Annotated in this window: 25 protein-coding genes; 9 read left to right on the forward strand and 16 right to left on the reverse strand. The window is 45.0% G+C overall.

Going from position 1 to position 26,636, the window contains the following annotated elements:
• Positions 1 to 15: 15 nt before the first annotated feature.
• The gene (locus tag QUA53_RS14600; protein WP_333098047.1) at positions 16 to 201 is read right to left on the reverse strand and encodes a hypothetical protein; all 186 of its coding nucleotides are present in this window, start codon (positions 199 to 201) and stop codon (positions 16 to 18) included.
• 33 nt (positions 202 to 234) lie between these two features.
• Entirely contained in the window at positions 235 to 1,242 is a 1,008-nt protein-coding gene (locus QUA53_RS14605) for a hypothetical protein (RefSeq protein ID WP_333098045.1), read from the reverse strand.
• Between the two features lie 57 nt (positions 1,243 to 1,299).
• On the opposite strand from QUA53_RS14605, the gene QUA53_RS14610 reads away from it, so the two are divergent.
• Positions 1,300 to 1,497: a type II toxin-antitoxin system HicB family antitoxin gene (locus QUA53_RS14610; protein ID WP_333098043.1), complete on the forward strand. Its 198-nt coding sequence runs from the start codon at positions 1,300 to 1,302 to the stop codon at positions 1,495 to 1,497.
• 167 nt (positions 1,498 to 1,664) lie between these two features.
• Here the strand turns inward: QUA53_RS14610 and QUA53_RS14615 are convergent, their stop codons facing one another.
• The 3 genes from QUA53_RS14615 to QUA53_RS14625 all read right to left on the reverse strand — a co-directional run bounded on the left by QUA53_RS14615 (position 1,665) and on the right by QUA53_RS14625 (position 4,809).
• Positions 1,665 to 3,074: an NAD(P)(+) transhydrogenase (Re/Si-specific) subunit beta gene (locus QUA53_RS14615; RefSeq protein ID WP_333098041.1), complete on the reverse strand. Its 1,410-nt coding sequence runs from the start codon at positions 3,072 to 3,074 to the stop codon at positions 1,665 to 1,667.
• A complete protein-coding gene (locus QUA53_RS14620; protein ID WP_006633295.1) occupies positions 3,071 to 3,364 on the reverse strand; it encodes an NAD(P) transhydrogenase subunit alpha in 294 nt (97 codons plus the stop codon). Before QUA53_RS14620 ends, QUA53_RS14615 begins: the two co-directional genes overlap by 4 nt.
• Before the next feature lie 296 nt (positions 3,365 to 3,660).
• Complete coding sequence (locus tag QUA53_RS14625) at positions 3,661 to 4,809, reverse strand: Re/Si-specific NAD(P)(+) transhydrogenase subunit alpha (protein ID WP_333098039.1); 1,149 nt, start codon at positions 4,807 to 4,809, stop codon at positions 3,661 to 3,663.
• Positions 4,810 to 5,253: 444 nt separating this feature from the next.
• Here QUA53_RS14625 and QUA53_RS14630 point away from each other — a divergent pair, with 444 nt between their 5' ends.
• The 3 genes from QUA53_RS14630 (at position 5,254) to QUA53_RS14640 (ending at position 9,082) form a co-directional block, all read left to right on the forward strand.
• Positions 5,254 to 5,766 carry a DUF2808 domain-containing protein gene (locus QUA53_RS14630; RefSeq protein WP_333098037.1) on the forward strand — a complete coding sequence of 171 codons (513 nt, stop codon included), beginning with the start codon at positions 5,254 to 5,256 and terminating at the stop codon, positions 5,764 to 5,766.
• Positions 5,767 to 6,056: 290 nt separating this feature from the next.
• Complete coding sequence (locus QUA53_RS14635; protein ID WP_333098036.1) at positions 6,057 to 7,328, forward strand: MFS transporter; 1,272 nt, start codon at positions 6,057 to 6,059, stop codon at positions 7,326 to 7,328.
• A 176-nt stretch (positions 7,329 to 7,504) separates the two neighbouring features.
• Positions 7,505 to 9,082: a DHA2 family efflux MFS transporter permease subunit gene (locus QUA53_RS14640; RefSeq protein WP_333098035.1), complete on the forward strand. Its 1,578-nt coding sequence runs from the start codon at positions 7,505 to 7,507 to the stop codon at positions 9,080 to 9,082.
• A gap of 105 nt (positions 9,083 to 9,187) precedes the next feature.
• On the opposite strand, the gene QUA53_RS14645 is transcribed toward QUA53_RS14640, so the two are convergent.
• From QUA53_RS14645 to QUA53_RS14655, 3 genes are all read right to left on the reverse strand, one after another.
• A complete protein-coding gene (locus tag QUA53_RS14645) occupies positions 9,188 to 9,955 on the reverse strand; it encodes an ATP-binding cassette domain-containing protein (RefSeq protein ID WP_333098034.1) in 768 nt (255 codons plus the stop codon).
• Between the two features lie 158 nt (positions 9,956 to 10,113).
• Entirely contained in the window at positions 10,114 to 10,992 is an 879-nt protein-coding gene (gene glyQ, locus QUA53_RS14650; RefSeq protein WP_333098032.1) for a glycine--tRNA ligase subunit alpha, read from the reverse strand.
• Between the two features lie 112 nt (positions 10,993 to 11,104).
• Complete coding sequence (locus QUA53_RS14655; RefSeq protein WP_333098030.1) at positions 11,105 to 13,459, reverse strand: NACHT domain-containing protein; 2,355 nt, start codon at positions 13,457 to 13,459, stop codon at positions 11,105 to 11,107.
• A gap of 161 nt (positions 13,460 to 13,620) precedes the next feature.
• Between QUA53_RS14655 and QUA53_RS14660 the strand changes: the two genes are divergently transcribed.
• Together QUA53_RS14660 and QUA53_RS14665 are read left to right on the forward strand one after the other, a co-directional pair.
• Positions 13,621 to 13,791: a hypothetical protein gene (locus QUA53_RS14660; protein ID WP_333098028.1), complete on the forward strand. Its 171-nt coding sequence runs from the start codon at positions 13,621 to 13,623 to the stop codon at positions 13,789 to 13,791.
• Positions 13,792 to 13,831: 40 nt separating this feature from the next.
• The gene (locus QUA53_RS14665; protein ID WP_333098026.1) at positions 13,832 to 15,091 is read left to right on the forward strand and encodes an Rpn family recombination-promoting nuclease/putative transposase; all 1,260 of its coding nucleotides are present in this window, start codon (positions 13,832 to 13,834) and stop codon (positions 15,089 to 15,091) included.
• A gap of 174 nt (positions 15,092 to 15,265) precedes the next feature.
• Here QUA53_RS14665 and QUA53_RS14670 read toward each other — a convergent pair whose 3' ends face one another.
• The 6 genes from QUA53_RS14670 to QUA53_RS14695 all read right to left on the reverse strand — a co-directional run bounded on the left by QUA53_RS14670 (position 15,266) and on the right by QUA53_RS14695 (position 20,274).
• Positions 15,266 to 15,553, reverse strand: coding sequence for an NfeD family protein (locus tag QUA53_RS14670; protein WP_333098024.1), 288 nt, complete (start codon positions 15,551 to 15,553; stop codon positions 15,266 to 15,268).
• Between the two features lie 94 nt (positions 15,554 to 15,647).
• Positions 15,648 to 15,935 (reverse strand): NfeD family protein, encoded by a 288-nt coding sequence (locus tag QUA53_RS14675; RefSeq protein WP_333098023.1) that lies wholly within the window; start codon positions 15,933 to 15,935, stop codon positions 15,648 to 15,650.
• Between the two features lie 911 nt (positions 15,936 to 16,846).
• Positions 16,847 to 17,323: a GNAT family N-acetyltransferase gene (locus tag QUA53_RS14680; RefSeq protein ID WP_333098022.1), complete on the reverse strand. Its 477-nt coding sequence runs from the start codon at positions 17,321 to 17,323 to the stop codon at positions 16,847 to 16,849.
• Positions 17,323 to 17,952 carry a restriction endonuclease subunit R gene (locus QUA53_RS14685; protein ID WP_333098020.1) on the reverse strand — a complete coding sequence of 210 codons (630 nt, stop codon included), beginning with the start codon at positions 17,950 to 17,952 and terminating at the stop codon, positions 17,323 to 17,325. Before QUA53_RS14685 ends, QUA53_RS14680 begins: the two co-directional genes overlap by 1 nt.
• Positions 17,953 to 17,971: 19 nt before the next feature.
• A complete protein-coding gene (locus QUA53_RS14690) occupies positions 17,972 to 19,045 on the reverse strand; it encodes a DUF1611 domain-containing protein (protein ID WP_333098018.1) in 1,074 nt (357 codons plus the stop codon).
• A gap of 158 nt (positions 19,046 to 19,203) precedes the next feature.
• Positions 19,204 to 20,274: a dipeptide epimerase gene (locus QUA53_RS14695; RefSeq protein WP_333098016.1), complete on the reverse strand. Its 1,071-nt coding sequence runs from the start codon at positions 20,272 to 20,274 to the stop codon at positions 19,204 to 19,206.
• A gap of 121 nt (positions 20,275 to 20,395) precedes the next feature.
• Here QUA53_RS14695 and QUA53_RS14700 point away from each other — a divergent pair, with 121 nt between their 5' ends.
• Positions 20,396 to 21,109 (forward strand): hypothetical protein, encoded by a 714-nt coding sequence (locus tag QUA53_RS14700; RefSeq protein WP_333098015.1) that lies wholly within the window; start codon positions 20,396 to 20,398, stop codon positions 21,107 to 21,109.
• Between the two features lie 48 nt (positions 21,110 to 21,157).
• A complete protein-coding gene (locus tag QUA53_RS14705; RefSeq protein ID WP_333098014.1) occupies positions 21,158 to 21,604 on the forward strand; it encodes an NADAR family protein in 447 nt (148 codons plus the stop codon).
• A 453-nt stretch (positions 21,605 to 22,057) separates the two neighbouring features.
• Here the strand turns inward: QUA53_RS14705 and QUA53_RS14710 are convergent, their stop codons facing one another.
• Both QUA53_RS14710 and QUA53_RS14715 read right to left on the reverse strand, forming a co-directional pair.
• Positions 22,058 to 22,762, reverse strand: coding sequence for a hypothetical protein (locus tag QUA53_RS14710; RefSeq protein ID WP_333098012.1), 705 nt, complete (start codon positions 22,760 to 22,762; stop codon positions 22,058 to 22,060).
• Positions 22,763 to 22,952: 190 nt separating this feature from the next.
• Positions 22,953 to 23,222, reverse strand: a complete 270-nt coding sequence (locus tag QUA53_RS14715; RefSeq protein ID WP_333098010.1) for a hypothetical protein — start codon at positions 23,220 to 23,222, stop codon at positions 22,953 to 22,955.
• 371 nt (positions 23,223 to 23,593) lie between these two features.
• Here QUA53_RS14715 and QUA53_RS14720 point away from each other — a divergent pair, with 371 nt between their 5' ends.
• On the forward strand, positions 23,594 to 26,545 hold the full coding sequence (locus QUA53_RS14720; RefSeq protein ID WP_333098007.1) for a tetratricopeptide repeat protein: 2,952 nt from the start codon (positions 23,594 to 23,596) through the stop codon (positions 26,543 to 26,545).
• The last annotated feature ends 91 nt before the right edge of the window (positions 26,546 to 26,636 follow it).

The following is a 26,636-nucleotide window of genomic DNA, read 5'->3' on the forward strand; positions in this document are numbered from 1 at the left end:
AATTCGCGCCATGTTTTAGGCTTCCGCGTTTCTAGCGAGCGCAGTTTCAATCTCCTCTGGGTGTGCCTCAGCAGAAGCCCAAGCCTTCGCCAAATCTGGTGTACTCAAATGAGGAAATTCTTGCAAAATTCGCACATTATTTGCATCCAGAAGGCTAGCACACCAATGACCAAACTGGTATCCGAGTGCCGATACAAGCATGACCGGAGCACACTGCGGGAGCTTTTTTAATGCCTAGATAATGGAGTGTAACTTAAATAGGTCGTCAAAGAAGTTTTCCACAGTTCGTTTTGCCTTTGCATCATCCAAAAACTCATAACCACCAAACCTGTATAATTCATAGCCTGCAAGTCTTAAGCGTCTATCTTCTGCAACCATTTCTGCATAGAGTTTAGGGCTGGCTTTGCCATTTTCGGAATAGTGTTGCTTCCCATCTATTTCAATTACAATATTCTTTCGGTAAGGAAGAAGAAGCAGGAAATCCATTCTTTCTCGGCTTAATCGTTTTTCATCTTTGAGCTGTTTCGATGTATAGGGGTCATAATGCAAGTACACTTGAGGAATTAGTGCTGGTAGTTTTTCTTTCAATTTTTCCCAAAAATAGCTGTAGTACGTGTCAAGTAAAATCTTTTCTGGGTGATTGTCCCCCAGAGAAATTTTGAGTCGATGGAACAGGTGATTACGCTGGTCAGTACGTGTCAGATTATGTAGTTCTTCTTCGTCTCGCCACCAGTCTACTAACTCTTCCCATAGAAGCCCTTTTTCCAAAAGTGGTCTATCATATATGAGACAGTATTCTTGATTTTTGACAATCTTAATCTCATTCCTGATTGCATCACCTAAGACAATTTCATGCTTAGGTCCATTTGCCGCGAATATCAGGTTTTTTGCCTCATTGCTAACACCCTGCACTGAACATTGTAGTCTTGCTATGATTTCTTGATACTCGTCGTAAATTAATTGCTTTGTCTCTCTATCTGTTTCCTCAAAGTATGAAAGAGGATACTTTTTGAATACGCCTTTTATAATTTTAGCTTGATCTAGCGGGCTTGCCTCTTCAAGTATGCGCATGAACGTTTCTCTTGTAGTGCCATATATATGATCTTCTACGTTAATCTCCAAGTCGCAGCAGTAAGGATAAAACTCGCGGAGTTTTTGGTAAGAAAAGTCACGCATATCCCCATCATAATCAACTTCAATGTAATCATGTACAAGCCTGTATATATCTGATTTCTTGAGCATACTTATTCAATTATTTAGCCACTACAACCATCTATACATCCTACAACCCAATCTCCTATGAAGTCAACACAAAAGTTTACAGCAATTATTGAACGAGAAGGTGACGGATATATATCCCTTTGCCCAGAACTTGATATTGCCAGCCAAGGTGACAATATAGAAGAAGCCCGACGAAATCTCATCGAAGCGTTGGAACTATTTTTTGAGACAGCCGATCCTTCGGAAGTCAAGAATCGGCTGCATACAAACTATTAGCTTATAAGACTCGGCGATTTCAATCGCTTAAGAGTCAAACGAAGTCCCTCTCGCTTGAGACAGAAGAATATTGATATCAAAACAAAACCCCAACAAAAACCCGGTTTCTACAAGAAACCGGGTTTAATCATCCGCGTTAATCTGCCTTAATCTGCGGTTGCAAAATCCTACAACTGCTTCACCTCAGAAACCAATTTGGCAACCACATCCTTAGCGCTACCAAACAACATCATCGTCTTATCCTTGTAAAACAATTCGTTATCAACACCCGAAAAACCAGCACTCATCCCGCGCTTAATCACGATCGTATGCTTGGCCTTATCAACCTCCAAAATCGGCATCCCGTAAATCGGGCTCGCCGTATCGTGACGCGCCGCCGGATTCACTACATCGTTAGCCCCGATTACCAAAGCCACATCAGTTTCGTCAAACTGCGGATTGATATCGTCCATATCGTACAACTGCGGATAAGGCACGTTTGCTTCCGCCAGCAGCACATTCATGTGCCCCGGCATCCGCCCAGCCACCGGGTGAATCGCGTATTTCACGTCAACACCCATTTTTTCCAAACCGTCGGCTAACTCGCGCACCGCGTGCTGTGCTTGCGCTACAGCCATTCCGTAACCCGGAATAATCACAACCGATCGCGCATAACCCAACATCATCGCACTTTCTTCGAGATTGATGCTGCGAACAGTTTTATCGATCGCACCAGCAGCCCCAGCAGCAGCCCCAGCACTACCGCCACCGCTACCAAACGCGCTAAACAGCACACTACCCAAGGATCGATTCATCGCCTTGCACATGATTTGCGTCAAAATAATCCCCGACGCGCCCACCAATGCACCGGCGATAATCAGCATATTGTTCATCAAAATGAACCCAGCCACACTCGCCGCAATCCCCGAATAAGAGTTAAGCAGCGACACTACCACCGGCATATCGCCGCCCCCAATCGGTAGCACAAACATGATTCCCAGAATATTGGAAATCGCCACCAAAGCCAGGAATACCGGCACATTCTCCGGGTTAAACAGCATATAACCGCTGCCGGCTAAAAGTGCGATCGCCAGCATGGCATTAAACGGCTGTTGCAGCGGAAACGTCATCGGCGCACCCGGTAGCAATTCTTGCAGTTTCGCAAACGCCACAAGGCTACCAGTGAAAGTAATTCCGCCAATCAACACACCCAAAAGGATCGTGATTGTCGCGTCTGGAGTTGGCGATTCCGGGATGCTGAGATAGCGCCAGAATTCACCCACAGCAACGAGTGCAGAAGCCGCGCCCCCGAAACCGTTAAGCAAACCCACCATCTGCGGCATATCCGTCATCGCCACAGTATTCGCCATAATTGTTCCCAAAATGGAACCGACGATAATTCCGACAGCAATCAATTCGTAGCTGACTACTTGCTTTTCCAGCAACGTACCGACGATCGCAATTAACATCCCGATCGCAGCTAACACATTACCTTGACGGGCAGTTGCAGGGGAACCCAACTGTTTCAAACCGATAATAAACAAAGATGCGGCAACTAAATAACCTAGTTGAATGCCACTGGGCAGAAAATCGCTCACGCTTTAACCTCTTTTTTCTTGAACATTTGCAGCATTCGATCGGTTACTAAGAAACCGCCGACAACGTTAATTGTGGCCAGGGCGATCGCGATCGTCCCCAAAATCGAAGTAACAGTCACATTGCCTTGGCCAGAAATCAGAATTGCACCTAAAACCGCAATTCCCGAAATCGCATTGGAACCCGACATCAAAGGTGTGTGCAGCGTCGGCGGGACTTTATTAATTACTTCAAATCCCACAAACGACGCCAGAGTAAACACCACTAAACCTGCAATCAATCCTTCTGCCATGACAATTGGTAATTGGTAATTGGTAATTGGTGTGAAATTAACGCTAAAGTCCTTTAGATCTCTCGTTTGTTGCCGAGTCTCGATCCCCCTAAATCCCCCTTAAGAAGGGAGACTTTGAATACTTCTTGTTCCCCCCTTCTTAAGGGGGGCTAGGGGGGATCTGACCCTAGTCACCAAACAAAAAAAGCCTTTTTTGGAGATATTTAATCAGTTCTTCAGTCCTCTTAAGAGGACTTTAGCTTTGAGGCAGGGATTTCAACCCTTGCCGGACTTTGCGTCATAACGACAGACAGAATCTAACTTACGGCTGAAGCCTGAGCTGCCAAAGCATCGCGAACTCGCTGATTGCTAATCTCACCATCGCGGGCGACGCAAGCACCAGCAATGATATCGTCTTCAAAATTCAAATTGAGTTCCTTATCTTTCACCATCAACTGAAGTAAAGCCGAGATATTCTTCGAGTAAGTTTCGCTAGCGTGTACGGGCATCGACGAGGGCACATTAATCGGGCCGATGACATTAACGCCGTTCCATTCAACATCTTTCCCCGCTTCAGAACATTCGCAATTGCCGCCTTGTTCCGCCGCGAGGTCAACAATTACCGATCCGGGCTTCATTTGAGAAACCATTTCTCTAGTAACTAAAATAGGTGCTTTTCTGCCAGGAACCTGAGCCGTTGTAATAACTGCATCGGAAGCGCTGACGTGTTGGGTGAGCACTTGGCGGGTGTATTCTTTGGCGGCTTCTGATAATTCTTTAGCGTAACCTCCGGCGGCGACGGTTTCTTCCTTGAGTTCGACATCAAGGAATTTAGCGCCCAAACTTTGCACTTGTTCTTTTGTTTCCGGGCGGATGTCGAAGGCTTCGACTACCGCACCCAAGCGGCGCGCCGTGGCGATCGCCTGCAAGCCAGCAACGCCCACACCCATTACCAATACTTTCGCAGGGCGAATTGTACCCGCCGCCGTTGTCAGCATCGGAAAATACTTTGGCAAAGCTGCGGCTGCGATCAGTACCGCTTTGTAACCGGCGACGTTACCCTGAGATGACAGCGCATCCATGCTTTGAGCGCGGCTGGTGCGCGGGATCATTTCCATGCTGAAGGCCGTTACTTTGCGATCGGCTAAACGCTGCACTAAAGCTGGATCTCCCAGAGGATTCAAAAATCCGATGAAAACTCCTCCTTCTCGAAGTTGAGGAACTTCTGATTCTTGCAGGGCCCCGATTTTCACGACGACATCGGCTTCGCCCCACAGCCTAGCGGTATCGGCGACAACCTGAGCTCCCGCTTCTTCGTAAGCAAGATCCGAGAAAAAGGATTTTGCCCCCGCACCGGCCTCAACCCAAACTTCGACGCCCTGTTTGACTAATCGGGCTACAGCGTCGGGTACTAAAGCCACCCGGCGTTCCCCTGCTGCTATTTCTTTTGCGATCGCTAATTTCATGAACTCTCCTTATTTAAGCCTTCCCAGGGCGGTTGAAACCGCGCCTACACACACAAAACCTGCCTCCGCAGGTTTCTTGAAGTGCGATTTTTAATCGCCCGATGCCTTGCTTTACATTGAAGCAGCCGTTCCCCTAAACTTCTCTCGTTGATACTAAAGCCGATCGCCCAAATTCGACCCGTATCTTTAACTTATCTTATACATTCAAATTCGCTATATTGTTAAGTTTGCCACCGATTATGATATAATTTTATGTCGCCTAATTCTGTAGTTTGAATGTCTGTTATCAGTATTACGCAAAAATTACGCAAAAAAAAGTGACCTCAGCCGGCGGTCGCTCGCCCTCATCAAATTGCTGAGACATTCGATATATTGTAGGCACGATCGCAAATTTCGGGCGAGCAATATTTAAGGTTCACCAAGAGTTTAATTAGAGGAGTTGTTATGCGACGATTATTTTCAGCACTAGCGGTTACAGGTTGCTTGGTGGCTGGATTACCCGCCATCAGTTTAGCCCAGTCCATGCCAGGATTCACGATTTTCGGCGGCCCCGATCGCGCCAATCAATTAAGCTATCGCTTGGATTACGGTACAGCCGGGATGAGTGGCGACAGATATCGGCTGCGAATTCCTTCCAAGAAAGTAAGTTTGGCGATCGCCCAACTGAACATATCCTATCCAGACTACTACAAAGGCGAGTTCGACCAAAAAGACATTAAAGTGCGCGTCAAAGACAAAACAATAGAATTGCAAGAAGTAATCTGGGACAAAGAAAATCGATTCATAGAAATTTATCCCAAAGAACCAATTCCTGCAGGCAACAATGTTGAGGTTGTACTCTCCAACGTCAGAAACCCATCTCCGGGCGGAATGTACCATTTCAACGTCCGCATCCGCACCCCCGGAGACGTTCCCTTGCTGCGTTACCTCGGTACTTGGCTGTTGAGCATTAATTGAGGCAAGAGTTCGGGGAAGTAATTTCTCGTTAGCCAAGCGATCGCCACAGTTAAATTTAACTGTGGCGATCTTTTTTCAGTGTGCGAAAAATTTTACACTACTCAAATCCGGGTTTTCGGGAGTTGTAAAATAGAACCTTCGGCTCATATCGCAATTCTCAATGATTCGTAATAATGAGTCTAGGGGCAGTCCCCCGATGGTTGCCCTTCGCTAATTAGGGGTAAGCCCAGGGGCGCTACCCCTACAAGATGTTTACCAATCAAATAGGATTGCTCTAGCCGTAATCACGCATGAATCTACTAGCAAAAATCAAAACAATACAAATTCCTCCAGCACTGCGATCGAGAAATTATCGCCTGTTTTTTGCAGGACAAGGCATCTCCCTGATTGGCAATTGGATGACACAAGTCGCTACTGTTTGGCTTGTCTACAATTTGAGCGATTCACCTTGGATGCTCGGCGTGGTGGGATTTACAAGTCAAATCCCCACATTAATTTTACTGCCTTTTGCAGGAGTTTTAATCGATCGCTGGAACCGCCACCGAGTCCTAATTGCCACTCAAATATTAGCGATGGTTCAATCCTTAGCCCTAGCATTTTTAGCGCTAACAGGAGTGGTGAACATTTGGCAGATCCTGGTACTGAGTTTCTTTCAAGGCGCAATTAATGCCTTTGACGCGCCGGCACGGCAAGCTTTTGTACCGGAACTTGTAGAAAAGAAAGAAAATTTAGCAAATGCGATCGCCATTAATGCTTCGATGTTCAATGCAGCCAGACTAATCGGCCCAGCAATGGCAGGTTTGCTGATAGCTACAGTCGGCGCAAGTTATTGCTTTCTTATTGACGGACTCAGCTACATTGCTGTAATTGCAGGCTTATTAGCGATGCAAATCAAACCCCGTAAAATTGCAGCAACTAATACCAAACCCTTACAAAGATTAAAAGAAGGATTCGTTTATGCCTTCGGGTTTCCCCCGATTCGAGCAATTTTACTGCTATTAGCATTAGTCAGTTTAGCCGGAATGTCCCACACAGTTTTAGTCCCAATTTTTGCCACCAAACTCCTGCACGGCGATGCCCAAACTCTGGGCTTTTTGATGGCTGCTTCCGGAGTTGGAGCCTTTGGGGGGGCGATTTATTTGATTTCGCGCAAAAGTATAGTTGGCCTCGGCAAATGGATTGCGATTTCACCTGCAATTATGGGATTTGGACTGATAGGTTTTGGTTTGTCCCGCGTCTTGTGGCTGTCATTAATCATGATGTTGTTCGTTGGCTTTGGTTTCATTATCCAATTTGCAGGAGGAAACACATTTTTGCAAACAATTGTGGAAGACGACAAACGCGGAAGAGTAATGAGCATATACACGATGGCATTTTTTGGAGTGACACCGTTTGGGAATTTAGTTGCCGGCGGATTGGCAAATTATATCGGCGCTCCCAATACAGTCATCATTGGAGGTATAATTTGTGTTTTAGGCTCCATAGTTTTTACCAAACAGTTGCCAGCTTTAAAAAACTTAATCCGACCACTGTATCAAAAAATGGGTTTAATTCCGCACTAGCGATTTAGCGTCAAATCACAAATGCCAACATTAAACAAGATTCCCAAAGCTAATATCTGACTGTATTTCTAGCAATCCTCAACAATTTGTAAACTCCTCTCTTCTATTTCTCTGCGCCCTCTGGGCCCTCTGCGGTTAAAACATCCAAATTAATTACGCAACCAGAGGTTAAACCAATGGCAAATACAAGTGCAATTCCACAGCAGAGCGATCGCGTTCCCTTAAAAACCTGGATCGGCGTCATGGGAACAATTCTCGGCGCTTTCATGGCGGTTTTGGACATCCAAATCACCAACGCATCTCTCAGAGATATTCAAGCAGCTTTAGGCGCAACCTTAGAAGAAGGTTCTTGGATTTCCACCGCGTATCTAGTCGCAGAAATTGTAGTAATTCCGCTGACTGGTTGGCTGTCGCAGGTGTTTTCTTTCCGTCGCTACATCTTGGTAAATGCCGCTTTCTTTGTCTTCTTTTCCATGTGCTGCGCTTGGGCGTGGAATTTGAATTCAATGATTGTATTTCGGGCTTTGCAGGGATTGTCAGGCGGCGTTTTAATTCCGATGTCTTTTACATTTTTGCTGACTAATTTGCCGCCCAAAAAGCAGCCAATCGGTATGGCGATGTTTGCAATGACAGCTACTTTTGCACCATCCATCGGGCCGACATTGGGAGGGTGGCTGACTGAGAATTACGGCTGGCAATATGTCTTTTATTTAAATTTAATTCCAGGGCTGATGCTGCTAGCTGCTGTGTGGTACGCCGTTGCCCCCACACCGCTGAAACTCGAACTGCTACAAGAGGGCGACTGGTGGGGAATTATCTCGATGGCGATCGGCTTGGGTTCCCTGCAAGTCGTGTTAGAAGAAGGAAGCCGCAAGGACTGGTTGAGTTCGGATTTTATTGTCCGTCTTAGCATAGTTGCCGCAATATTTATCAGCGCTTTTTTCTGGATTGAACTAACTCGCAAACGACCGTTTATTAACTTGCGATTGCTGACTCGCCGCAATTTCGGTTTAGCTACTATTGTCAATGTATCCTTGGGAGTAGGATTGTACGGTTCAGTGTTTATTTTGCCGCTGTATTTAGGTCAGATTCAGCAGTACAATGCCATGCAAATTGGCGAGGTGATTATGTGGGGTGGGGTGCCGCAGTTATTCATCGTGCCTATGGTGCCGAAGTTGATGCAGCGAATGGATATGCGGCTGATGATTGGCATAGGTGTGAGTTTGTTTGCGGTGAGTTGTTTTATGAATGCCAGTATGACTCATGATACGGGTATCGATCAGTTACGTTGGTCGCAATTAGTAAGGGCAATGGGGCAGCCTTTAATTATGGTGCCGCTGTCAACTATTGCCACTGCTGGTATGGAGAAACACGAGGCTGGTTCTGCTTCTGGTTTGTTTAATATGATGCGAAATATGGGAGGTTCGATGGGGATTGCGGCGTTAGGAACTTTGGTTACGCAACGCGAGCAATTTCACTCGAATCGATTGGCGGAATCTGTTTCTTTGTACAATCCGGCAACGCAGGAGCGAATCAATCAAATGACTCAGTATTTTGTGAGTCGCGGTTCAGATTTAAGCGTGGCAAAAGACCAAGCCATTAAAGCAATTGATAATATTGTGCGCCGTGAAGCTTATGTAATGGCTTTTAATGATTGTTTTTACTTTGTGGGACTTGCTTTGCTGTTAAGTGGGATTGCTATTTTGGGTTTTAAAAAGGTGAAAGCGGGTGCGGGTGCTGGGGGAGCTCATTGATGCTGTAGGGCGCGGAGTGCGCTGCATCTTTGGGGCGGGCAGGATGCCCACCCCACGATAATTTTAAGAGTTTTCAAACTGCCAACTAAATGTTTTTTAGCTTATTCACCATTCTTGTTGAGCTTCTGCTTCTGCTTGGATTAAATTTTGCCGCAGTTGCGCCCAATTTATTTGATGAGAGGGCGAGTCCCCGATGAGCTTTCCGCGCTGTAAATGCAGAATTCGCGTGCTAAATTGCTCGGCTAATTCTAATTGATGGTTTACCATTAAAATTGTGGTTTGGCCGTTTGTTAGCTGTGTCAATACTTGCAAAAGGTGGGCGGCTTTTCCTGCGTCTAGGGCGGATGTGGGCTCGTCTAAAAGCAAGATTTTTGGTTGCAGGATGATGCCGCGGGCGATCGCCACGAGCTGTTTTTGGCCTGTGGAAAGCTGCAATTCGGTGCGATCGAGCCATTCTTGGGGTATGTGCAGTTGTTCGATCGCCCCGCTAATTCTCTCAGCAATGTTTGATGAAGTCACGCCCCGCAGCTTCAAAGGATAAGCCAATGCTTCTCGCACCGACATTCCCAAAAGCTTGGATTCTTGCAGGATGAGGGTGATTTGTTTGCGGAGTTCGATCGCAGGTATTTGGCGATATTCTGTATTTTCCAGATAAATCGAGCCGCTGGTGGGACTGCTGAGCCGATTTAGCAGTCGCAACAGCGTTGTTTTGCCGGCACCTGAAGGGCCAACAATTGCCACGCGAGATCCCTTGTGTACCTGAAACGATATATTTTCCAACAAGTAACTGGAGGCGATCGGTGTTTTCAAGCTTACACCGTCAATTCGCAGTTGAGGATTGGTTTCTGTATTATTGTCTGAATAATTAGGCATTTAATTAATTAAAAATATGACCTTCGTGGAACGGGCATCTTGCCCGTTATTAAGGCAGGGAAGATGCCCGCCCCACAATCCAACTCACTCTTTATGGAACGGGCATCTTACCCGTTCTTAAGGCAGGCAAGATGCCCGCCCCACACTCCAACTCAAACTCAAACTTTTACAGCTTTTTCTAAAGGAAAACCCAGCTTTTCGCGCTGTTCCAAATAAAGCTGAGCCACTCGCCGCGCCAAATTGCGAATTTTGGTGATATACCGAGTTCTTTCCGTTACCGAAATCACACCTCTAGCATCGAGTAAATTGAAAGTGTGAGAACATTTTAGCACATAATCAAGACTAGGCAAAACCAATCCTTTTTTTGTCAGTTGTTCGGCTTCTTGTTCGTACAATCCAAATAGAGTAAACAGCAATTCTGGATTGGAAGCTTCAAAGTTATAAGTACACTGTTCTATTTCTCCTTGCAGGTGAACGTCGCCGTAAGTTATGCCATCTTTCCACTGAATTTTCGTCATAGCATCGACTTCTTGGAGATACATTGCTAGGCGTTCTAGTCCGTAGGTAATTTCAATCGAGACGGGGCGACAGTCAATGCTACCGCACTGTTGAAAGTAGGTAAATTGGGTGATTTCCATGCCATCGAGCCAGACTTCCCAGCCGACCCCCCAAGCTCCGAGGGTGGGCGATTCCCAGTTGTCTTCTACGAAACGAATGTCGTGGTCTTCTGGGCGAATTCCTAATGCTCTGAGGGAGTCTAAATAGATGTCTTGGATGTTGGGAGGAGAGGGTTTAATTAAAACTTGATATTGATAGTAATGTTGGAAGCGGTTGGGATTTTCGCCGTAGCGTCCGTCTGTGGGGCGGCGACAGGGTTCGATGTAGGCGACAGACCAAGGTTCAGGGCCGATTGCTCTGAGAAAGGTGTGGGGATTCATGGTTCCTGCACCTTTTTCTGTGTCGTAGGATTGGGCGATCAGGCATCCTCGATCGCTCCAGAATTGATTCAAAGTTGCAATGACTGATTGAAAATTCACTGGGTTCAATATGGCTAGTATGTGTCTCAACTTATTTAAGCATACTCAAGGCACGGTTTATTCAAATAATCCCTGCCGAAATTAGATAAGACAGGATTTATAGCGAATTGCCCTACTCTGCTTTTTCACGTTTACGTTTTTCGATTTCCGCGCTCGGTAGTAACATTCTCTCAAGAACTGATTCCCATGTTTTTATCGAAATTTTTACTGCCCTTTCTTTACAAGCTATTACCATTTCGTTTGCATAGAGATAATTCAATAATTCAGCTTCGGTTCTCAACATTGATTCCCATTCTTGCTGAAGACTTAAACTTTCAGCCCATACTTGTAAAACCCGCTCTACAAAAGATTGAAGTACATTGTGTGATTCTTTGTCATAAATTATCTCATTTTTTGTAGTTTGAGTTTCTAAGAGTTGAAGTTCTATAGTTAATTTTTCAAAATCCACCGCACTGAAAATTTCTAAATGATGAATAAGAGGTACAAGTTCTTGAGCTAAATAAATAACTTTATAATTAGGACGAGAACGGCTGCCACATAGGGTGTCTAACTTGCTCAACACCTCATTTATTTCGTCAGAAGGCTCTATCTTCTTTATCAAACTTGAAAGGTAATCCATACACTTGTCGAGAGCCATATTATGGATACAATCAGGAGACAATGGACAAGCAATGTACATAGCTATCAATCTTTTTATAACCGGTTTAAATTTTCCTGTTGCCTTATTTGTTGAGGAATGTGCCCAGTCCAACCAAGCCGTAAGTTTACCAACGGCGCTCAATTTATGGACTGCTGATTCCATGTTCAATATTAGAATACTGGCATCATCCAACATTTCGGTAGTCAAAAAAAATACTTCTTTCCATTGATTCTCATTAACATGATGAGCTAGTGCTTGCAATGTTGCTTTGTCTTCTGAGTCACGACTGTGAATCTTTGCAAAGGAGTAAGCAGTACAATATTCTTGAAAAGTTAGATGCGAAAAAGACCATATTTTTTGAGATCGCTCAATCAACAATCCATGCTGCGCTTCCATCGCCCTCAACACCGCCCGACTATCCCGCTGCCCAATCGCCAAAAACTCCGCAATATACTCTTCAATCTCCACCTGCTCAAATAGCACATATTGCTTTTGCTCAAACTTCTTCACCGCCAAATGGCTCAATAACTCCAGCTTCTGCTCTACCGACAACTCGTGATAAATCTCATCCCGCTCAATCTCCCGCGACTTGTCCCACTGGTCCAGCAGCAACTCCAACCCCTCTTCATAAAGCTTGGAACGCTTCGAGTAAAACTTCCCGGTCTGGTGAAACACCGCACAAGTCAAACTCAGCAAAATCGGCGTAATTGCTAACTCCCGAATCGGCTTATTCTCCTCCAAAAAGAGCAGCCCCAGAAACTCCTCGGCTTTTGCCAGTCCCCCCGACTCATCCCCCATCACCGCCTTATACCAATGTTGGGCAAAAGCCCGCGCCTGCGTTTCATTAAAATCCGCCACCTCCACATAATCAAACCGCTCAAACCGCGATTCCTGACTCTGCGTTCGACAGGTCACAATTACCTGCACCTGCGGATAGGCACGAGCAAACCGCTTGATTTCCTTGGCGATGTTCTTCCCATCTTCTCCCGTCACCTCATCCAACCCATCCAGCAACACCAGCGCCCGACCTTGATCGAGTACCAATTGAGTTTTTGCATCCGATAACCGCCAGCACCGCTCTAGATAACGCTCTAGCGAGTAGGCAACCTCACGCCCATCGTCCACAAACTCTCGCAGTTTAATCAATACGGGAATCAGGTGCACTTGTAAATTTCCTGCATTGCACTCCATCACCACTCGCTGCAAATACGTGGTCTTTCCCGAACCCGGTTTGCCCACTACCATCAGGTTCGCATTCTTTGCCAGCACCTCTAAACCTGATAACCGTTTTAGCTCTTTGCCCAAACCAATGCGATCCAAACTGCGGTAGCTGGGATTTTGGCGGAAGTGCTGCCACAAGTCATCCAATTCCGATTTACGACTACTGCTGAGTTCCTCCAGAATATTGACATCCACAAACAAGTCACCCAATGGCACCCAACGATCAATCCCCAGTGGCATCGTGCCATGTAAGCGTTGGATGTCATCATGGAGGCGCGATCGTACCTGCTGAACCAACGCATCAACAGGATCTTTGACGCTCTCCGCAGGCAGATTTGACAGTGAACTCGCTGGTTTACGTTTCTGGAGATCCTCTAAATAGCGCCGTAACTCCCTTTCTTTAACAGGACCCGGATCGTTGATTCCAAACTTTTTGTAAACCCCTGTTAGCCGCGTACTAACAACGCTTTCAGTTGTATCAAGCTCAATGGCAATTTGCACCTTATTTTTATCTTGACCAAATAGCAGCAAAAAAACAGCTATCTCTAGGTCAGTCAGCTTTTTCGGGCGAGCGATTTCGGTCAAGAAGTCATGAGGAAAGGGCATTACGAGCAAACGAGCAAACGGTACACAGATAGTTTAGCTACTTTTTTTGCCCGAAGCCAGCCTAAGTCAGATTAAATCAGCCTAAGTCAGTCAAGTCAGTTTAAATAACTCTCAATTCTAATTGTTCCAATGGATTTAAGCATTAAATAAAGGTGATTCTAATGTCTAAGTCCAACAAAAATAAATGGCTCAAAGTAATCGAGTTTACTGTAGTGGGTGTTGCCACCTGGCTCAATCCCCAAGCAGGATTTCTGCTCTTTCTGCTTCGGCTGTGCTTTCAAATCTTGGCTGCGTTGCAGAAAGATGAGGAGAGTGAAATAGATAAAAGCTAAATGCTAAACGAGGAGATTGAGAAAAAATTGTCGTTGCCGATTGCCGAAATCGACAAGCGAAAATCTGAAAAATGAGTGGATGCGATCGCTACTCAAACTATCGAGCGATCGCATTTACCAATCTTGGCATGGTATAGTATCCATCTTCGATTCGCCTCGACAACTCATGAAAACAGACACCATTTTCTACAGCCTGTTTCAGGAATTTCCCAGCTTCTTCTTTGAACTGATCGATCGCCCTCCAGACGAAGCCGCCGCCTATGAATTCACCTCCCGCGAAATCAAACAACTCGCATTCCGCATCGACGGTTTATTTCTCCCCAAAACCGAAGAACCTGAAAAACCATTTTACTTAGCTGAAGTTCAGTTTCAACCCGATGCCGACTTGTACTACCGCATCTTTGGCGAACTCTTTCTCTATCTGCGACAATACAAACCCCTCAATCCTTGGCGCGTGGTTGTCATCTATCCCAATCGCCGCATCGAACACGAACAGATGCTGCAATTTCAGGAACTCTTAACCAGCCAGCGCGTCCAACGGATTTACCTCGATGAATTGCCAGAAGCCGCAGATCGATCGCTCGGAGTCAAAGTTGTTAAACTGGTAATCGAGCCAGCAGAGACAGCTGCAGAACAAGCACGTCAGTCGATCGCAATGGCCCGACAACAGTTGTCCGATCCAACCGTTCTACGCGATTTAATTAACCTCATCGAAACAATTATCGTCTACAAACTCCCCCAGAAAAGCCGCGAGGAAATTGCCGCCATGTTGAATTTAAGCGAACTCAGACAAACTCGATTTTACCAGGAAGTTAAGCAAGAAGGTTTAGAAGAAGGACTCGAACAAGGTGAGCGGCAGGCGAAGTTAGAAGCCATTCGTCGGATGATAGCGTTTGGAATGAATTTACAGACGATCGCGCAATTATTAGATTTGTCTCTCGAATTTGTTCGGCAAACAATTAACAAGATTCAATGGGAATCGATGTCACTCCCCGAACAAAATATCGACTCGTTTATCGAACTATTAACTCAGCAGCGATCGCTCTTCGGGGCCGAACAATTAACCGAACTAGCCCAGCTAATTGAACCCTTATCCGATGAGATCGAAGTCCTTTCAGAAGCGATTTCATCCTGGGCTGAAAATTACCCTTCAATTCAGGAAGCTCAAGCCCAACTTCTCGAACCACTACCGCCGATCGCTAAGGCATCAGAAAAAGCAGCAGTCACCCGAGAAAGTAGCGAATCTCAACTCGGCGATCGCCTCAACAAACAAGCTCTCAAAAATGCCATTTTATTGTAGCGCGATCGGCCATATTTCTATTGGTAAATAAACTGAGACAGATATTGATGTCTTGCGTCAGGTGTTGAGTGGAAGCGAGCGCCAAATTGCCACTAAAAAACAGAATAGTCTGAGCCCCGACTTCTTGAATAAGTCGGGGCTCAGACAGTGAAAAAGTTGAGATTACTTTCTAGTTTAGTCTGCGGGAGCGAGGGAAACTAACAGAGTGATGTTGTCAACGCCGATGACATAAACCGTGTCTCCCGGTGTGAGGGTGATTTGGCTATCGCACCGTGCGGGCCACCAGCTACCTTGGAAGCGGACGCGACCTGTTTGATTCGGGTAAATCGATTCATCAACGACTGCTTCTTCGTTGAAATAGTTAAAATTGGTGTTGATGTAGTTGTCGATTAACATATTCTTTTCTGTGCTGTAGGTGTGAAGAGAAAAAATAGAACCGAAAGCTTTTACTACGTTAAACATTTTGTTGACTCCTTTTGTGTTAAAATATATGGAAGTTTAATCGCCTATTGATGCTATTTTAAAGGTTGCATTTCCTGGTTGTTGATACTCTGATTTAGTCTGCAGGAGCGAGGGAAACTAACAGAGTGATGTTGTCAACGCCGATGACATAAACGGTGTCTCCCGGTGTGAGGGTGATTTGGCGATCGCACCGTGCGGGCCACCAGCTACCTTGGAAGCGGACGCGACCTGTTTGATTCGGGTAAATCGATTCATCGACGACTGCTTCTTCGTTGAAGTAGTTAAAATTGGTGTTGACGTAATTTTGGATAAGCATATTGTTAGCTGTGCTGTATCCTTGGGTAGAGAAAATCGAGCCGAAAGCTTTTACTACGTTGAACATGATATTTACTCCTGTTGTGTTAAAATATATGGGGATGTGTAATTGTCGGTTTATGCTATTTGAGAGGCTGCATTTCCTCGGTTAAGATTGATTGCCTTCATATTTCATTGTTCTTGCCTTCCGTGGTTTTATCAGGATAAAAAGCAAAGAATTTTTGAAATGTTGAGGGGGTTTGAGAAGCGGTTGCGGGGAGTCTAAATCCAGTAATTCCGAGGTATTGAATTAAGGATTTAGTGGTTGAGCAGTTGGTGGGATTTACCTTAAGGGTAGATGTGGTTAGCTACATTAGAGATTGACTGATTCCGCATTACTACCGCTGTGAAGATGTTTTATTTTTGGGTTTTATGTTTTGATTGGGTTGTGACTCACTTGCTTTACATTTACTAATTTGCCAGGAGTCGAAGGTCTTTGGGGCGATCGCCAGTCCACTTTCCGAGTCTGGTACTGGCATATGACACTCCTAGACCTGCAAACAACCATTTTTCAAAGGTTTTTGCCTAAATATCAGGCTGCTTGCTGTGCCAATTTAGCTAACTGGACTACCGCGAACAGTGAACTATGAATTTACGCAGTCTCGATCGCCCAATCCGGAATATCCATAAATATCTAGTCCTAACTTACGCACCAAACCTCTAAAAACCCGGTTTCTGACACCCTGTGCGCCATCGGCGGCCCGTAAGCGGATCTGTGATATAAGCAAGTAAACTTGGCAACTCACCCACCCTCCCCATGCGATATTGATTTGTACCTACCTATTTAGGCATAGACAATAGGCGATCGAGACTTACGCAGATATCAGGAGGCGGTAGGAGTTTTTGATCGCTGCAGGTCGATCGCACCCTGTTATCCAATTATTGAACAGGTCGAACTTAAAATCCATTCATAAATTCAGAATCTTAAATTCATAAAAGTCATAATTGTAGACAGCCTGCTTGATACTGCATAATTGTTACGGGAATTTTGAATAAAGTTTTAGCTAATTGAGACAAACCAAACTTGAATTTAAGCGACTGTGGCAATTCTTGTACGGAAACTTCTACGAAGCCAAAGCGAGTATAAAATGATGCGAGTCGCTTTCCCAAACATTCTAAATATAGCGGTTCTGTAGCTTGTTGAATTAAATATTTTGTGAGGTAGCTTCCCAAACCTCGATCGCGCCAATCTTTCGCCACTACCAAACTGCCCAATTCTTGCGCGCCCGCAAAGTTCCGCAACTGTCCGCAAGCTGCCAATTTTCCCTCGCATTCGATGACCCAGAATTGCTGCCAGCGCAACTGAGTTGGATCGAGTCGGGCGCTCCAAACTAACTTTTTAATTGATTTGATATCTTGAGCTGAGGCGGGGCGGATAGCGCATTCAGAGGGTAAGGAAAAAGAAGTTTCTGTCATTAGTTATAGTTGGTAACTACAGCAGCAATTCGTTTAAAAATGCGGAATACCTCGTAAAAGTCCTGGGCGCGATCGATTACGAACTCATAAGATAAAGCGTACTGTGGAGTGTCTTGTTTAATCAATTTAAGGAATCTGAAGTTGCTGCCATTTGTCAGCAGCCCAAAAGTTGGTCTGTCTGGATTGGGGTTACTCAGCATATAAAAGAGTAGCTGGGGAAGTCCTGCCTCAAGGGAGTATTGAGTTCGCTTGGCTTCGATTGCCACAACCCAAAAAGATTCCATTAAAAGCAGAATATCAATGCTTCCTCTGACCAGTATATCTTCATCCACTGTAACCAGTTCCACCGATTTTTCTGACTCTATGTGAAAGGGAGTCAGGTAAAAATCTGCTAAAAATAGCAAGGGAGCCAGTACCACCATTTTTACGGTATCTTCTATCATGGGGTACTCAGCACTGTTAGTATAGCCAGCTTTTACTTTGTCTAGATATCGCTTTTCTTCATCAGTAATTTCTGGTAAATCGTCAATCCACTCTGGGAAAAATTGCTCGTCTTCTGCAAGTTGCAAGTTAAATTTTGTTTTAACCTCACGTAGTGTCAGTGTTTTTGCTTGAAGTGATTGTGTCATAGTTTTCTGTAGCGATATGCTAGTTGTAATTTATTGTAGCAGATAAACTATCGATCGCCTCCAACAACAACTCCGCGCCAAACCTTACCGGATCGGTACAAGCCAATCCCGTTTCTGCTTGAACTTCAGCTATTGCTAACAGCGCATCTGCCTCATTTAAGTGATGAGTGTTGAGGGCGATCGCGCTCACTTTTCCCCTTGCAAAAGCACCCGCAGCAGCAGCTACCATTTCGTACAATTCAACCACCTTTGATAACCTGGGAATCGATACGTGCGGGTGATTGCGAATGCTAGTTTGTCCGGCTCGGTGCGCTAAAATTAAGTGAGTTGGCTGCGAACCCCGCAACAGCGGCAGCGTCGCCGTCGAACCCGGATGCAATAGCGAACCTTGCCCTTCTACGTGCAAAATATCGCATTCAGCACCCAATTTTATCGCCATTTGTTCGACAGCACCAGCGGCGAAATCAACTCGCACTGCATCCAAAGGAAGGCCTTCATTTCCGATCATTAAACCCGTTTGTCCGGTTGCTAAAAATTTGGAACGCAAACCCCGCTGCAAGCAAATGCGGTTGAGTTCCAGACTGGTTGACATTTTGCCAACACTCATATCTGTGCCGACAGTTAACACGCGGCGACAGCTTAATTTAGCGGCAGCGGCAGAGGCGATCGCACCCACAGATTTTGGTTCCTGACGCACGTCCCAAATCCATTGATTTTCGGTTAAGGGAACTGTTATCAAAGGTGCCAGTTTCGCGTGCAAACCGTTGACAACAGACAAACCTGCTGCTACCGCTTGATTAATTTCTGGTAGCCATTCCGCAGGCAAAACACCGCCGGAAGGAGCGATACCAATTAGCAGAATATCCGGTGCAAATTGCAGTGCTTCTGCAACGGAAGCAACTATCGGTACTTGTTGACGAATGCCCGTTAATTCAGGTAAAGATTGTCCTGCACATTGGCGGTCTATTACTGCTACAATTTGTGCTTCGCTGTAGCGCAAAAATGCTAAGCCTGTTTTGCCGGAAGGACCAATAATTCCCTCATGCAGTAAGATAGCAACTTTGCCATTTTTGATGGGATAGTTTTTAGTCATTGGTTCACTTTAAGTAGATGAAGCTTGAAAATACATCAGGCCTGGACGCAGTGAGTGAAACTTTAGCTTTCGCGAACCGAAAGAAAGCAATTACAAAGTTTATGATAGCTTGATATTCTGTTACATGGTAAAGTTTATTTGCGCCAACCTACTTACTTCTATTCTCCAATCTCAATTCGCCGCACTCCCAATCCCGATCGCCCGTTTGGCATCAAACACCCATTTTCTACGATCGCACCTGTGAAAGGATCGTCTAATAAATTTAAGTGACTGTCCAAATCCAAATAGTCAGCTAGCGGTGAAAGTTGTGCTGCTGCTGTATTTGCGATCGCGCTATCTGAATAGCAGCCGAACATTACTTGCAAATTGCAGGCTTTGGCTGTGTGAATCATCCGCATTGCTTCGGTCAATCCCCCTGATTTCATCATTTTGATATTGATGCCGTGGACGCAGTGGGCTAACTTGGGTATATCGGAACTATTAAAGCAACTTTCATCAGCAAAAATTGGCAGGGGCGATTGACGGTACAGTTCTGAGAATTCATCCATATCGGCGACGGGTGAAAGCGGCTGTTCGACATAATTTATCTTATATTTTTCTAGCCAGTGACACATCTCGGCAGCATCTTTTAAACTCCAACCGCCGTTAGCATCAACACTGATTTTAAGGTTAGCTGGTGCTTCGTCAAGCACTGCTATTAACATAGCTTTGTCGGCTTCGATTCCTGCGGGATTGCCTAATTTGACCTTGACGGCGCGGTATTTGATACCTGCTGGATCTTTGCCAAACCAATCGCGGACTCTTTCTCTTGCACCAGAGGGCGAATTAATGCCGATTGTGACCGAGGTGGGGACGATGCGCGATCGATCTAATCCCCACATTTTCCACAGCGGCAAGCCTGCTTTTTTACCCAGCCAGTCGTGCATTGCCGTGTCGATGCCGGCGCGGGCGGCTGAGGGTAAGTTGACCTCTGTTAATACTTGTTCGATTTTTTGGCGATCGAAGGGAGTAAACTTTTCTAGCAGCGGTGCAACTTCTTGCAATGTGGCTAGCAGAATTTCGGTAGTTTGGGGCAGAGAACCTGTGGAAAAGGGCGATGCTTCTCCCCAACCTTCGATGCCTTCGTGTGCTAATTTTACCCATAAATTCGTACTTTGGGCTGTGGTACCGCGACTGATGGTAAGCGCAAACCGCTTGCGGACAGTGAAGGTTTCAATTTGAACGTGCATTGTCAGTGATCGGTGATTTTTTCTAGATAAAAATCCGAGGGGGCGGATTGCGCCGCTCTTGCGATTTTTTACTTTTTACTTTATAGTTTGATTTTGCTTGTTCTAGTTTATCAAAAACTTGATGAAATTCATTATTTCTGTTTCGCCGAAGAGAGTTGCTTTCTCTCTCAGCATTTGGGTGCTCTTTTTTGCTGTTGCTGGTTGCATCGTACAAGTTCTCCGCTACGGTTTTAACTATCAACAACGCTGGATTAGTTTGTTTAACTTAGACAGAGAAATAAATTATCCTTCCTGGTACTCGTCATTTACTTTGCTGTTTTGCGCGATTTTGCTAGGTATTATTGCTAGTGCTAAGAAGAAGCAGGGCGATCGCTATTTTGGACACTGGAAAGCGCTGGGGTTCATCTTTGTATTTTTTTCGTTAGATGAAATCTTGAGTCTGCACGAAATATTAATTATTAACGACTTGCGAAAGGCACTAGATTTAGGGGGACTTTTTTACTTCATTTGGGTAATTCCGGGGGCGATTTTTGTTGTGGTTACTGGGCTGGCTTATCTCAAGTTTCTCCGGCACCTACCCCGGAAAACAAGGGATTTATTTTTACTGGCAGGCAGTATATATGTCGGTGGAGCACTTGGCATGGAAATGGTTTGTGGCTATTATGCAGATGCGGTAGGTCAGCGAAATTTGATCTACGGTTTAATGGCTTCTGTTGAAGAAATTTTGGAAATGGTAGGGGTGATCGTATTTATCTACGCCCTGCTGTCTTACATCGGTTCCCATCTCGAAACTATTGATTTGCGGTTGAAGATAGTGGATAATCGAGAGAGGTAAAACTGACGATCGACCAACATTCTTAACGAAATTGAAATTGCCGACTTTATGCCTATCTACTTCTACACCACTGGCAGCGAATACGGCTGTTTTTCTAATTTTTCCAGTCATGGATTCGAGTTAGACGGAGAATATTGGTCAACTACTGAGCATTATTTTCAAGCACAAAAGTTTCCCAAAACGGCTCATTACGACCAAATTCGCCAAGCAAAAACGCCGAAAGATGCCGCAAAGATGGGGCGCGATCGCTCTCGTCCTCTCCGCAAAGATTGGGAACAAGTCAAAGATGATATTATGCGAAAAGCCGTACTCCACAAATTTGAAACTCATGCCGAAATTAGAGAAATTTTACTAGCTACTGGCGATGAGGAAATAGTCGAAAATTCCCCTAGTGATTACTATTGGGGTTGCGGTAAAGATGGCAGCGGCAAAAATATGTTGGGCCAGATTTTAATGGAAGTAAGGGAAATATTCCGAAAACGCACGTTCGAGTAAAACCTAATTTAAATTGCCCATCATAAAGCAGGACTTGTTTAATAGTAAGTCCTGCAAAGCTCTAAGCGAGCATTTTCCCAATTTTATTAAACACGCTGACTCAAAAATCCGCCTGACAAACAGTCGAATTTTGTGCCAATCTCCTCAGGCTGTTCTGGTAGAGGGTTTAGCCTCTCCGAGAAGACTGCAAAGCAGGGGAAACGGTAAAAACCCTGCACCACATTTTGATTTCAACAACTACTGTCAACCAGAATTAACTTTTATCGTCACAAGTACAGCATTTGTTCGCCAGTCGCCTCCCGGACACCGTTCTCCTTAGGTTGGCGATTTACAGGTCAAACAGCAAAACTCCTGTTCTGGTTAAAGTGTGTTTTTTATTGATGCTGCATCTTTCTATTGTGTTGGATTTGGGGAAAGTGTTAGCTATTGTACAGAATTCTTTACATTTGTGATTTATTTGGATATAATCGCGCCACTCTGCCGCAGTTGCTGTTGAATTCGGTTAAATTCTTTCTGTTCTGCGCTTAGCAAAGTATTGTCGATCGGCGATCGCATATCCCACTGCAATTCGGACAATAACAACAAACAGCCGGCCATAATTATTCCTGTGGTTAGATATTGCCAAGGTGCAACAAAAGTTAATAGAGGGATGCTAAATAAATGAGTTAGTCCAATCAAGAGAAAAGTGCGCGATCGCAAACCGAGTCCAGTCAACAAATAGCCGATCGCGCTCAACCCCAACCACAAATCGCAAAGGTGCAGCAACAAACTTCCCCAACCGGCAAAAATACTGCAATCGGTCAGAACCAAACCAGTTATCATCAAAATCGCCCAAGAGTAAAGAATCCAGCTAACTCGCTCGACTCTTACCCAAAATAAAGTCAAAACCGCCATTGCCGCAGTGCCAATTAGAGTCAAACTTGACCACATAATCGCCTGAAAGCTCCAACTGATGGGGACAAATTGAGCCGTAAAAAAAATCCCCCCTGTCACCAAACCCCAAAGCAGAAAAGTTTGGTCGATGCGGGTATAAAGTCCTGAGAAAAGAGTAATATTTCCAATTTGCCAGCGGAGTTGCAACAGGCCTTCGCGGTCTTGTACGTCGAGATGTTCCTGTTTGCAGCGGATTAGGGGTTCGGAGGCGTTGAAAAAGGTCATCCAGTGTTGGGGAAAGTATGAAGTTTTGTGTATTGTAACAAGTCTTAAGGAATATTTTTGAGATTTTTTCTTGTTCCCAGGCTCTGCCTGGGGACGCAGATTTGGAGGCTCTGCTTGCTGTTTTCCTCAGCCACCGAAGAGGCAGAAGGCTGCGTTAAGCTTTGGACTAACGCAGCCTTGAGATTTGAGTTCAAGCAAGTCTCCAATACTTATCTTTTGGAGAATAAATGAAGGCAACATTCACAAGAATTGATCTATCTTTTTTGCCCGTAGAGTAAACTTGCCATTTACCTGTGGGAACCTCCCGCAAATACGGCTTATTTTGCCTTAGCGGGAAGTAGATTGAGCTTTCTGAGCATTTTACTAATTTGGCGGCACGTTCAACAGTGCAGCCCATTTCCACCAAAACTGCGATCGGCTGGGTGAACAGATTGAGCTGTTCGCTGTTATAATTAGTCATGAGAAATCCTCGGTCTATATAGACCATAAACAACATGAGAGTGCTACTGGTTCCAGCCAGTGACTCCCGCTGATAAGCGATCGAAAGCGTCTCTAGTAACAGCTAGGGGCGCTTGTTTGCTTGTTAAAGGCAGTCTAACACTGCTTTTAAAAATATACAACAAAAATAACGTATATTTTTAAAACCTATGGCAAATTAGACGTACAAAGTCTAAAAGCCTTGTATAACAAGCATTTTCTCGTTCCCGGCTCTGCCTGGGGACGCTGATCCGGAGGCTGTGCCTCCTGTTTTCCTCCGCAACCGACGAGGCAGAGCCTCTAGATATCGGTTCCCAGGCACAGGCGGGGAAGCAATTAAACCCAATAGATATTATGAAAAATACATTTATCTCTCGATTTACTCCTAGCTTGATGGCACCAGAAACCCTGGAAGCTATCTTAGTACAGCGTCACACACTAGCCGAACGATTAGTAGAGCTAATTCGAGAGAGCGCGCTAACAAATAACAAGCATTTTCAACTGCTAATTGGGCCGCGCGGCATTGGCAAAACACACTTGGTTTCCCTGATTTATCATCGCGTTGTTAAGATGGAGGATTTGCGGGATAAATTGCTAATTGCGTGGCTGCAGGAAGAAGAATGGGGGATTGCGTCTTTTTTGGATTTATTGCGGGGAATATTCCGAGCAATTGCTAAAAAATATCCGGCTGCATATGAAGCTGAGTTACATGATGATGTTGAAAAGCTTTATGATTTGTCGCCGGAGCAAGCTGAATTTAAGGCAGCAGAATTGCTGAGAGACTTTGTTGGCAAGCGGGTGCTGTTGTTGATTGTCGAAAATTTAGAAGACGTGTTTAGCGGCTTGGGGGATTTCGGGCAGAAGCAGTTGAGGGCGTATCTTCACAATTATTCGTTTTTGACAATTTTGGCAACATCACAAAGTTTGTTTGATGGAGTCAAGCACTCTAATAATCCTTTTTATAATTTTTTTGATTTACATGAATTAGATGAGTTTAAGCTCGATGATGCTGTAGCTTTATTAAATCATATTGCCACCTTAGAAGGAAATAGTGATTTAGCATCTTTTATTCAAAGTCCAACAGGGCGCGATCGCATTAAAGTTTTGCATTACCTTTCTGGTGGCAGTCCTCGCGTGTATATTGTTTTTTCGGCTTTTCTGATGACTCCTGAATCGCTCGATAAATTGGTAGAACCGTTCATGGAAATGCTGGATAGCCTCACGCCCTACTATCAGGATAGGATGAAATATCTATCAAATCAGCAGCGAAAGATTGTTGACTTTTTGTGCGATCGAGGTGGTGCTGCACCAGTCAAACAAATTGCTAAGCGCTGTTTTATTGAGCAGCGAACTGTATCTAGCCAACTTAAAGATTTGCGAGATAAGGGTTATGTAAAAACTGAGGAGATAGGACGGGAATCGTGGTATGAATTGCGGGAACCATTGATGCGTTTTTGTCTGGAGGTAAAGAAGCAGCGAAATCAACCGATTCGATTAATTGTGGATTTTATTCGGGTTTGGTATACGCGGCAAGAATTGCTGCAGCGATTGGGATTGAGGATGGCTGATGTTGATTTGGCGGAGAAAGAAAGTCATTTTATGTATCGGCAAGGTTTGAAACCGATTCCACCTGATGCTGTGATGGAACGAGAATATTATACGCGGGCGCTTGAGGCTATTGACAGAAATGAGGAAGACCCGCGTCTGAAGGCTTATTTTGATGAAATTGAAAATTGTTTTGAACAGAAAGACTATGTTTCGGCTTTAGAATATGCGGAAAAATTGGTAACAAGTCGCGGCCAGGCAAGGGATTGGGTAGAAAAGGGACGCTGTTTAAATAGCCTGGAACGCTACGATGAAGCATTAGAATGTTTAGATAAGGCTATTGAAAGTGACTCCAATTATGCGAGGGCTTGGGCTCATCGAGGCGATGTACTCGACAACCTCAAACGCTATGATGAAGCCTTAGTATCCTATGATAGGGCGATCGAACTTGACGAGTATGATCCGTGGCAGTGGGCTAAGCGAGGCTATCTACTCAACAACCTCAAACACTATGAAGAAGCCTTAGAATCCTTTGATCTGGCGATCGAACTTGACGACAATGATCCGTGGGATTGGGCTAACAGAGGCGATGTACTCGACAACCTCAAACGCTATGAAGAAGCTTTAGAATCTTACGATAGGGCGCTCGAACTTGATGCCAATTATCAGTGGGCTTGGGCTAACAGAGGTAATGTACTCAACTACCTCGAACGCTATGAAGAAGCCTTAGAATGTTACGATAGGGCGATAGAGCTTGATCCCAATGATTCGCCTGTTTGGGTGTTACGAGGCAATCTACTCAAAAACCTCAAACGCTATGAAGAAGCCTTAGAATCTTACGATCGGGCGCTCGAAATTGATGCCAATTATCAGTGGGCTTGGGCTCATCGAGGCAATGTACTCAACAACCTCAAACGCTATGATGAAGCCTTAGTATCCTTTGATCGGGCGCTCGAACTAGATGCCAATTATCAGTGGGCTTGGGTTTTCCGAGGCAATGTACTAGACAACCTCAAGCGCTATGATGAAGCCTTAGTATCCTTCGATCGGGCGCTCGAAATTGATGCCAATTATCAGCCGGCTTGGGTTTTACAGGGCTATGTACTAGACAACCTCAAGCGCTATGATGAAGCCTTAGAATCTTACGATCGGGCGCTCGAAATTGATGCCAATTATGACTGGGCTTGGGCTAATCGAGGTTTTGTACTGAATAATCTCGGCCGCTATGAAGAAGCTTTAATATCTTGCGATAAAGCGATCGCACTTGAAGATAAAGATTCATCCGTCTTCTTCTATCGCGCCATTGCCATTCTCGGATTAAATCGTTGGGATGAAGGTATCGCCGCCTTATACGACGCATTCCAACGCCTAGAACCCGGCGAGGAAGCTGATGCAGATGATGCCGAGTTAATTACCAGCAACCTGTTCGTAAACACGCACGATGCAGCGATATGGAAAAATCGCATCACCAGCCTAGTTGCAGTTTACGAAAAACACAAATCTCTCTCACTTTTAGGAAATGGAATTGTGCGAAATATTCCCGCGCTTATGTCAGAAATGGTAAGCTACAAAGCCGCACGCACTTGGTTAGAATTGTGGCAAGAACTAACCAGCAACTACGAAGAATTCCAAGTTCCCATCCGCCTGCTGGATGCAACAGTCCGCTATAAGGAAACCAAGGGCGACAGACGAGTTTTGCTAGAACTTGCCATAGAAGAACGCAATTTATTAGAACCATTGGTGTCAACCAAACCCGAATAAGTAAAACAGGACTTACGCACTCCCACAAAGAAACCGGGTTTTTTACCTAATCTTCGAGTACGAACGAAGTAATTTCGTAAAAAAACCCGGT

It is taken from the genome of Microcoleus sp. Pol12B3, from assembly GCF_036701355.1.
Lineage (GTDB): Bacteria > Cyanobacteriota > Cyanobacteriia > Cyanobacteriales > Microcoleaceae > Microcoleus.

Coding starts and splice junctions, on each gene's coding strand:
- QUA53_RS14710 (WP_333098012.1), bottom strand. CDS start 22,762: ATGACCTTTTTCAACGCCTCCGAACCCCTAATCCGCTGCAAACAGGAA.
- QUA53_RS14670 (WP_333098024.1), bottom strand. CDS start 15,553: ATGTTTAACGTAGTAAAAGCTTTCGGTTCTATTTTTTCTCTTCACACC.
- QUA53_RS14655 (WP_333098030.1), bottom strand. CDS start 13,459: ATGCCCTTTCCTCATGACTTCTTGACCGAAATCGCTCGCCCGAAAAAG.
- QUA53_RS14625 (WP_333098039.1), bottom strand. CDS start 4,809: ATGAAATTAGCGATCGCAAAAGAAATAGCAGCAGGGGAACGCCGGGTG.
- QUA53_RS14715 (WP_333098010.1), bottom strand. CDS start 23,222: ATGACTAATTATAACAGCGAACAGCTCAATCTGTTCACCCAGCCGATC.
- QUA53_RS14630 (WP_333098037.1), top strand. CDS start 5,254: ATGCGACGATTATTTTCAGCACTAGCGGTTACAGGTTGCTTGGTGGCT.
- QUA53_RS14640 (WP_333098035.1), top strand. CDS start 7,505: ATGGCAAATACAAGTGCAATTCCACAGCAGAGCGATCGCGTTCCCTTA.
- QUA53_RS14720 (WP_333098007.1), top strand. CDS start 23,594: ATGAAAAATACATTTATCTCTCGATTTACTCCTAGCTTGATGGCACCA.
- QUA53_RS14705 (WP_333098014.1), top strand. CDS start 21,158: ATGCCTATCTACTTCTACACCACTGGCAGCGAATACGGCTGTTTTTCT.
- QUA53_RS14645 (WP_333098034.1), bottom strand. CDS start 9,955: ATGCCTAATTATTCAGACAATAATACAGAAACCAATCCTCAACTGCGA.
- QUA53_RS14675 (WP_333098023.1), bottom strand. CDS start 15,935: ATGTTCAACGTAGTAAAAGCTTTCGGCTCGATTTTCTCTACCCAAGGA.
- QUA53_RS14700 (WP_333098015.1), top strand. CDS start 20,396: ATGAAATTCATTATTTCTGTTTCGCCGAAGAGAGTTGCTTTCTCTCTC.
- QUA53_RS14660 (WP_333098028.1), top strand. CDS start 13,621: ATGTCTAAGTCCAACAAAAATAAATGGCTCAAAGTAATCGAGTTTACT.
- QUA53_RS14690 (WP_333098018.1), bottom strand. CDS start 19,045: ATGACTAAAAACTATCCCATCAAAAATGGCAAAGTTGCTATCTTACTG.
- QUA53_RS14695 (WP_333098016.1), bottom strand. CDS start 20,274: ATGCACGTTCAAATTGAAACCTTCACTGTCCGCAAGCGGTTTGCGCTT.
- QUA53_RS14635 (WP_333098036.1), top strand. CDS start 6,057: ATGAATCTACTAGCAAAAATCAAAACAATACAAATTCCTCCAGCACTG.
- QUA53_RS14680 (WP_333098022.1), bottom strand. CDS start 17,323: ATGACAGAAACTTCTTTTTCCTTACCCTCTGAATGCGCTATCCGCCCC.
- QUA53_RS14605 (WP_333098045.1), bottom strand. CDS start 1,242: ATGCTCAAGAAATCAGATATATACAGGCTTGTACATGATTACATTGAA.
- QUA53_RS14600 (WP_333098047.1), bottom strand. CDS start 201: ATGCTTGTATCGGCACTCGGATACCAGTTTGGTCATTGGTGTGCTAGC.
- QUA53_RS14620 (WP_006633295.1), bottom strand. CDS start 3,364: ATGGCAGAAGGATTGATTGCAGGTTTAGTGGTGTTTACTCTGGCGTCG.
- QUA53_RS14610 (WP_333098043.1), top strand. CDS start 1,300: ATGAAGTCAACACAAAAGTTTACAGCAATTATTGAACGAGAAGGTGAC.
- QUA53_RS14685 (WP_333098020.1), bottom strand. CDS start 17,952: ATGACACAATCACTTCAAGCAAAAACACTGACACTACGTGAGGTTAAA.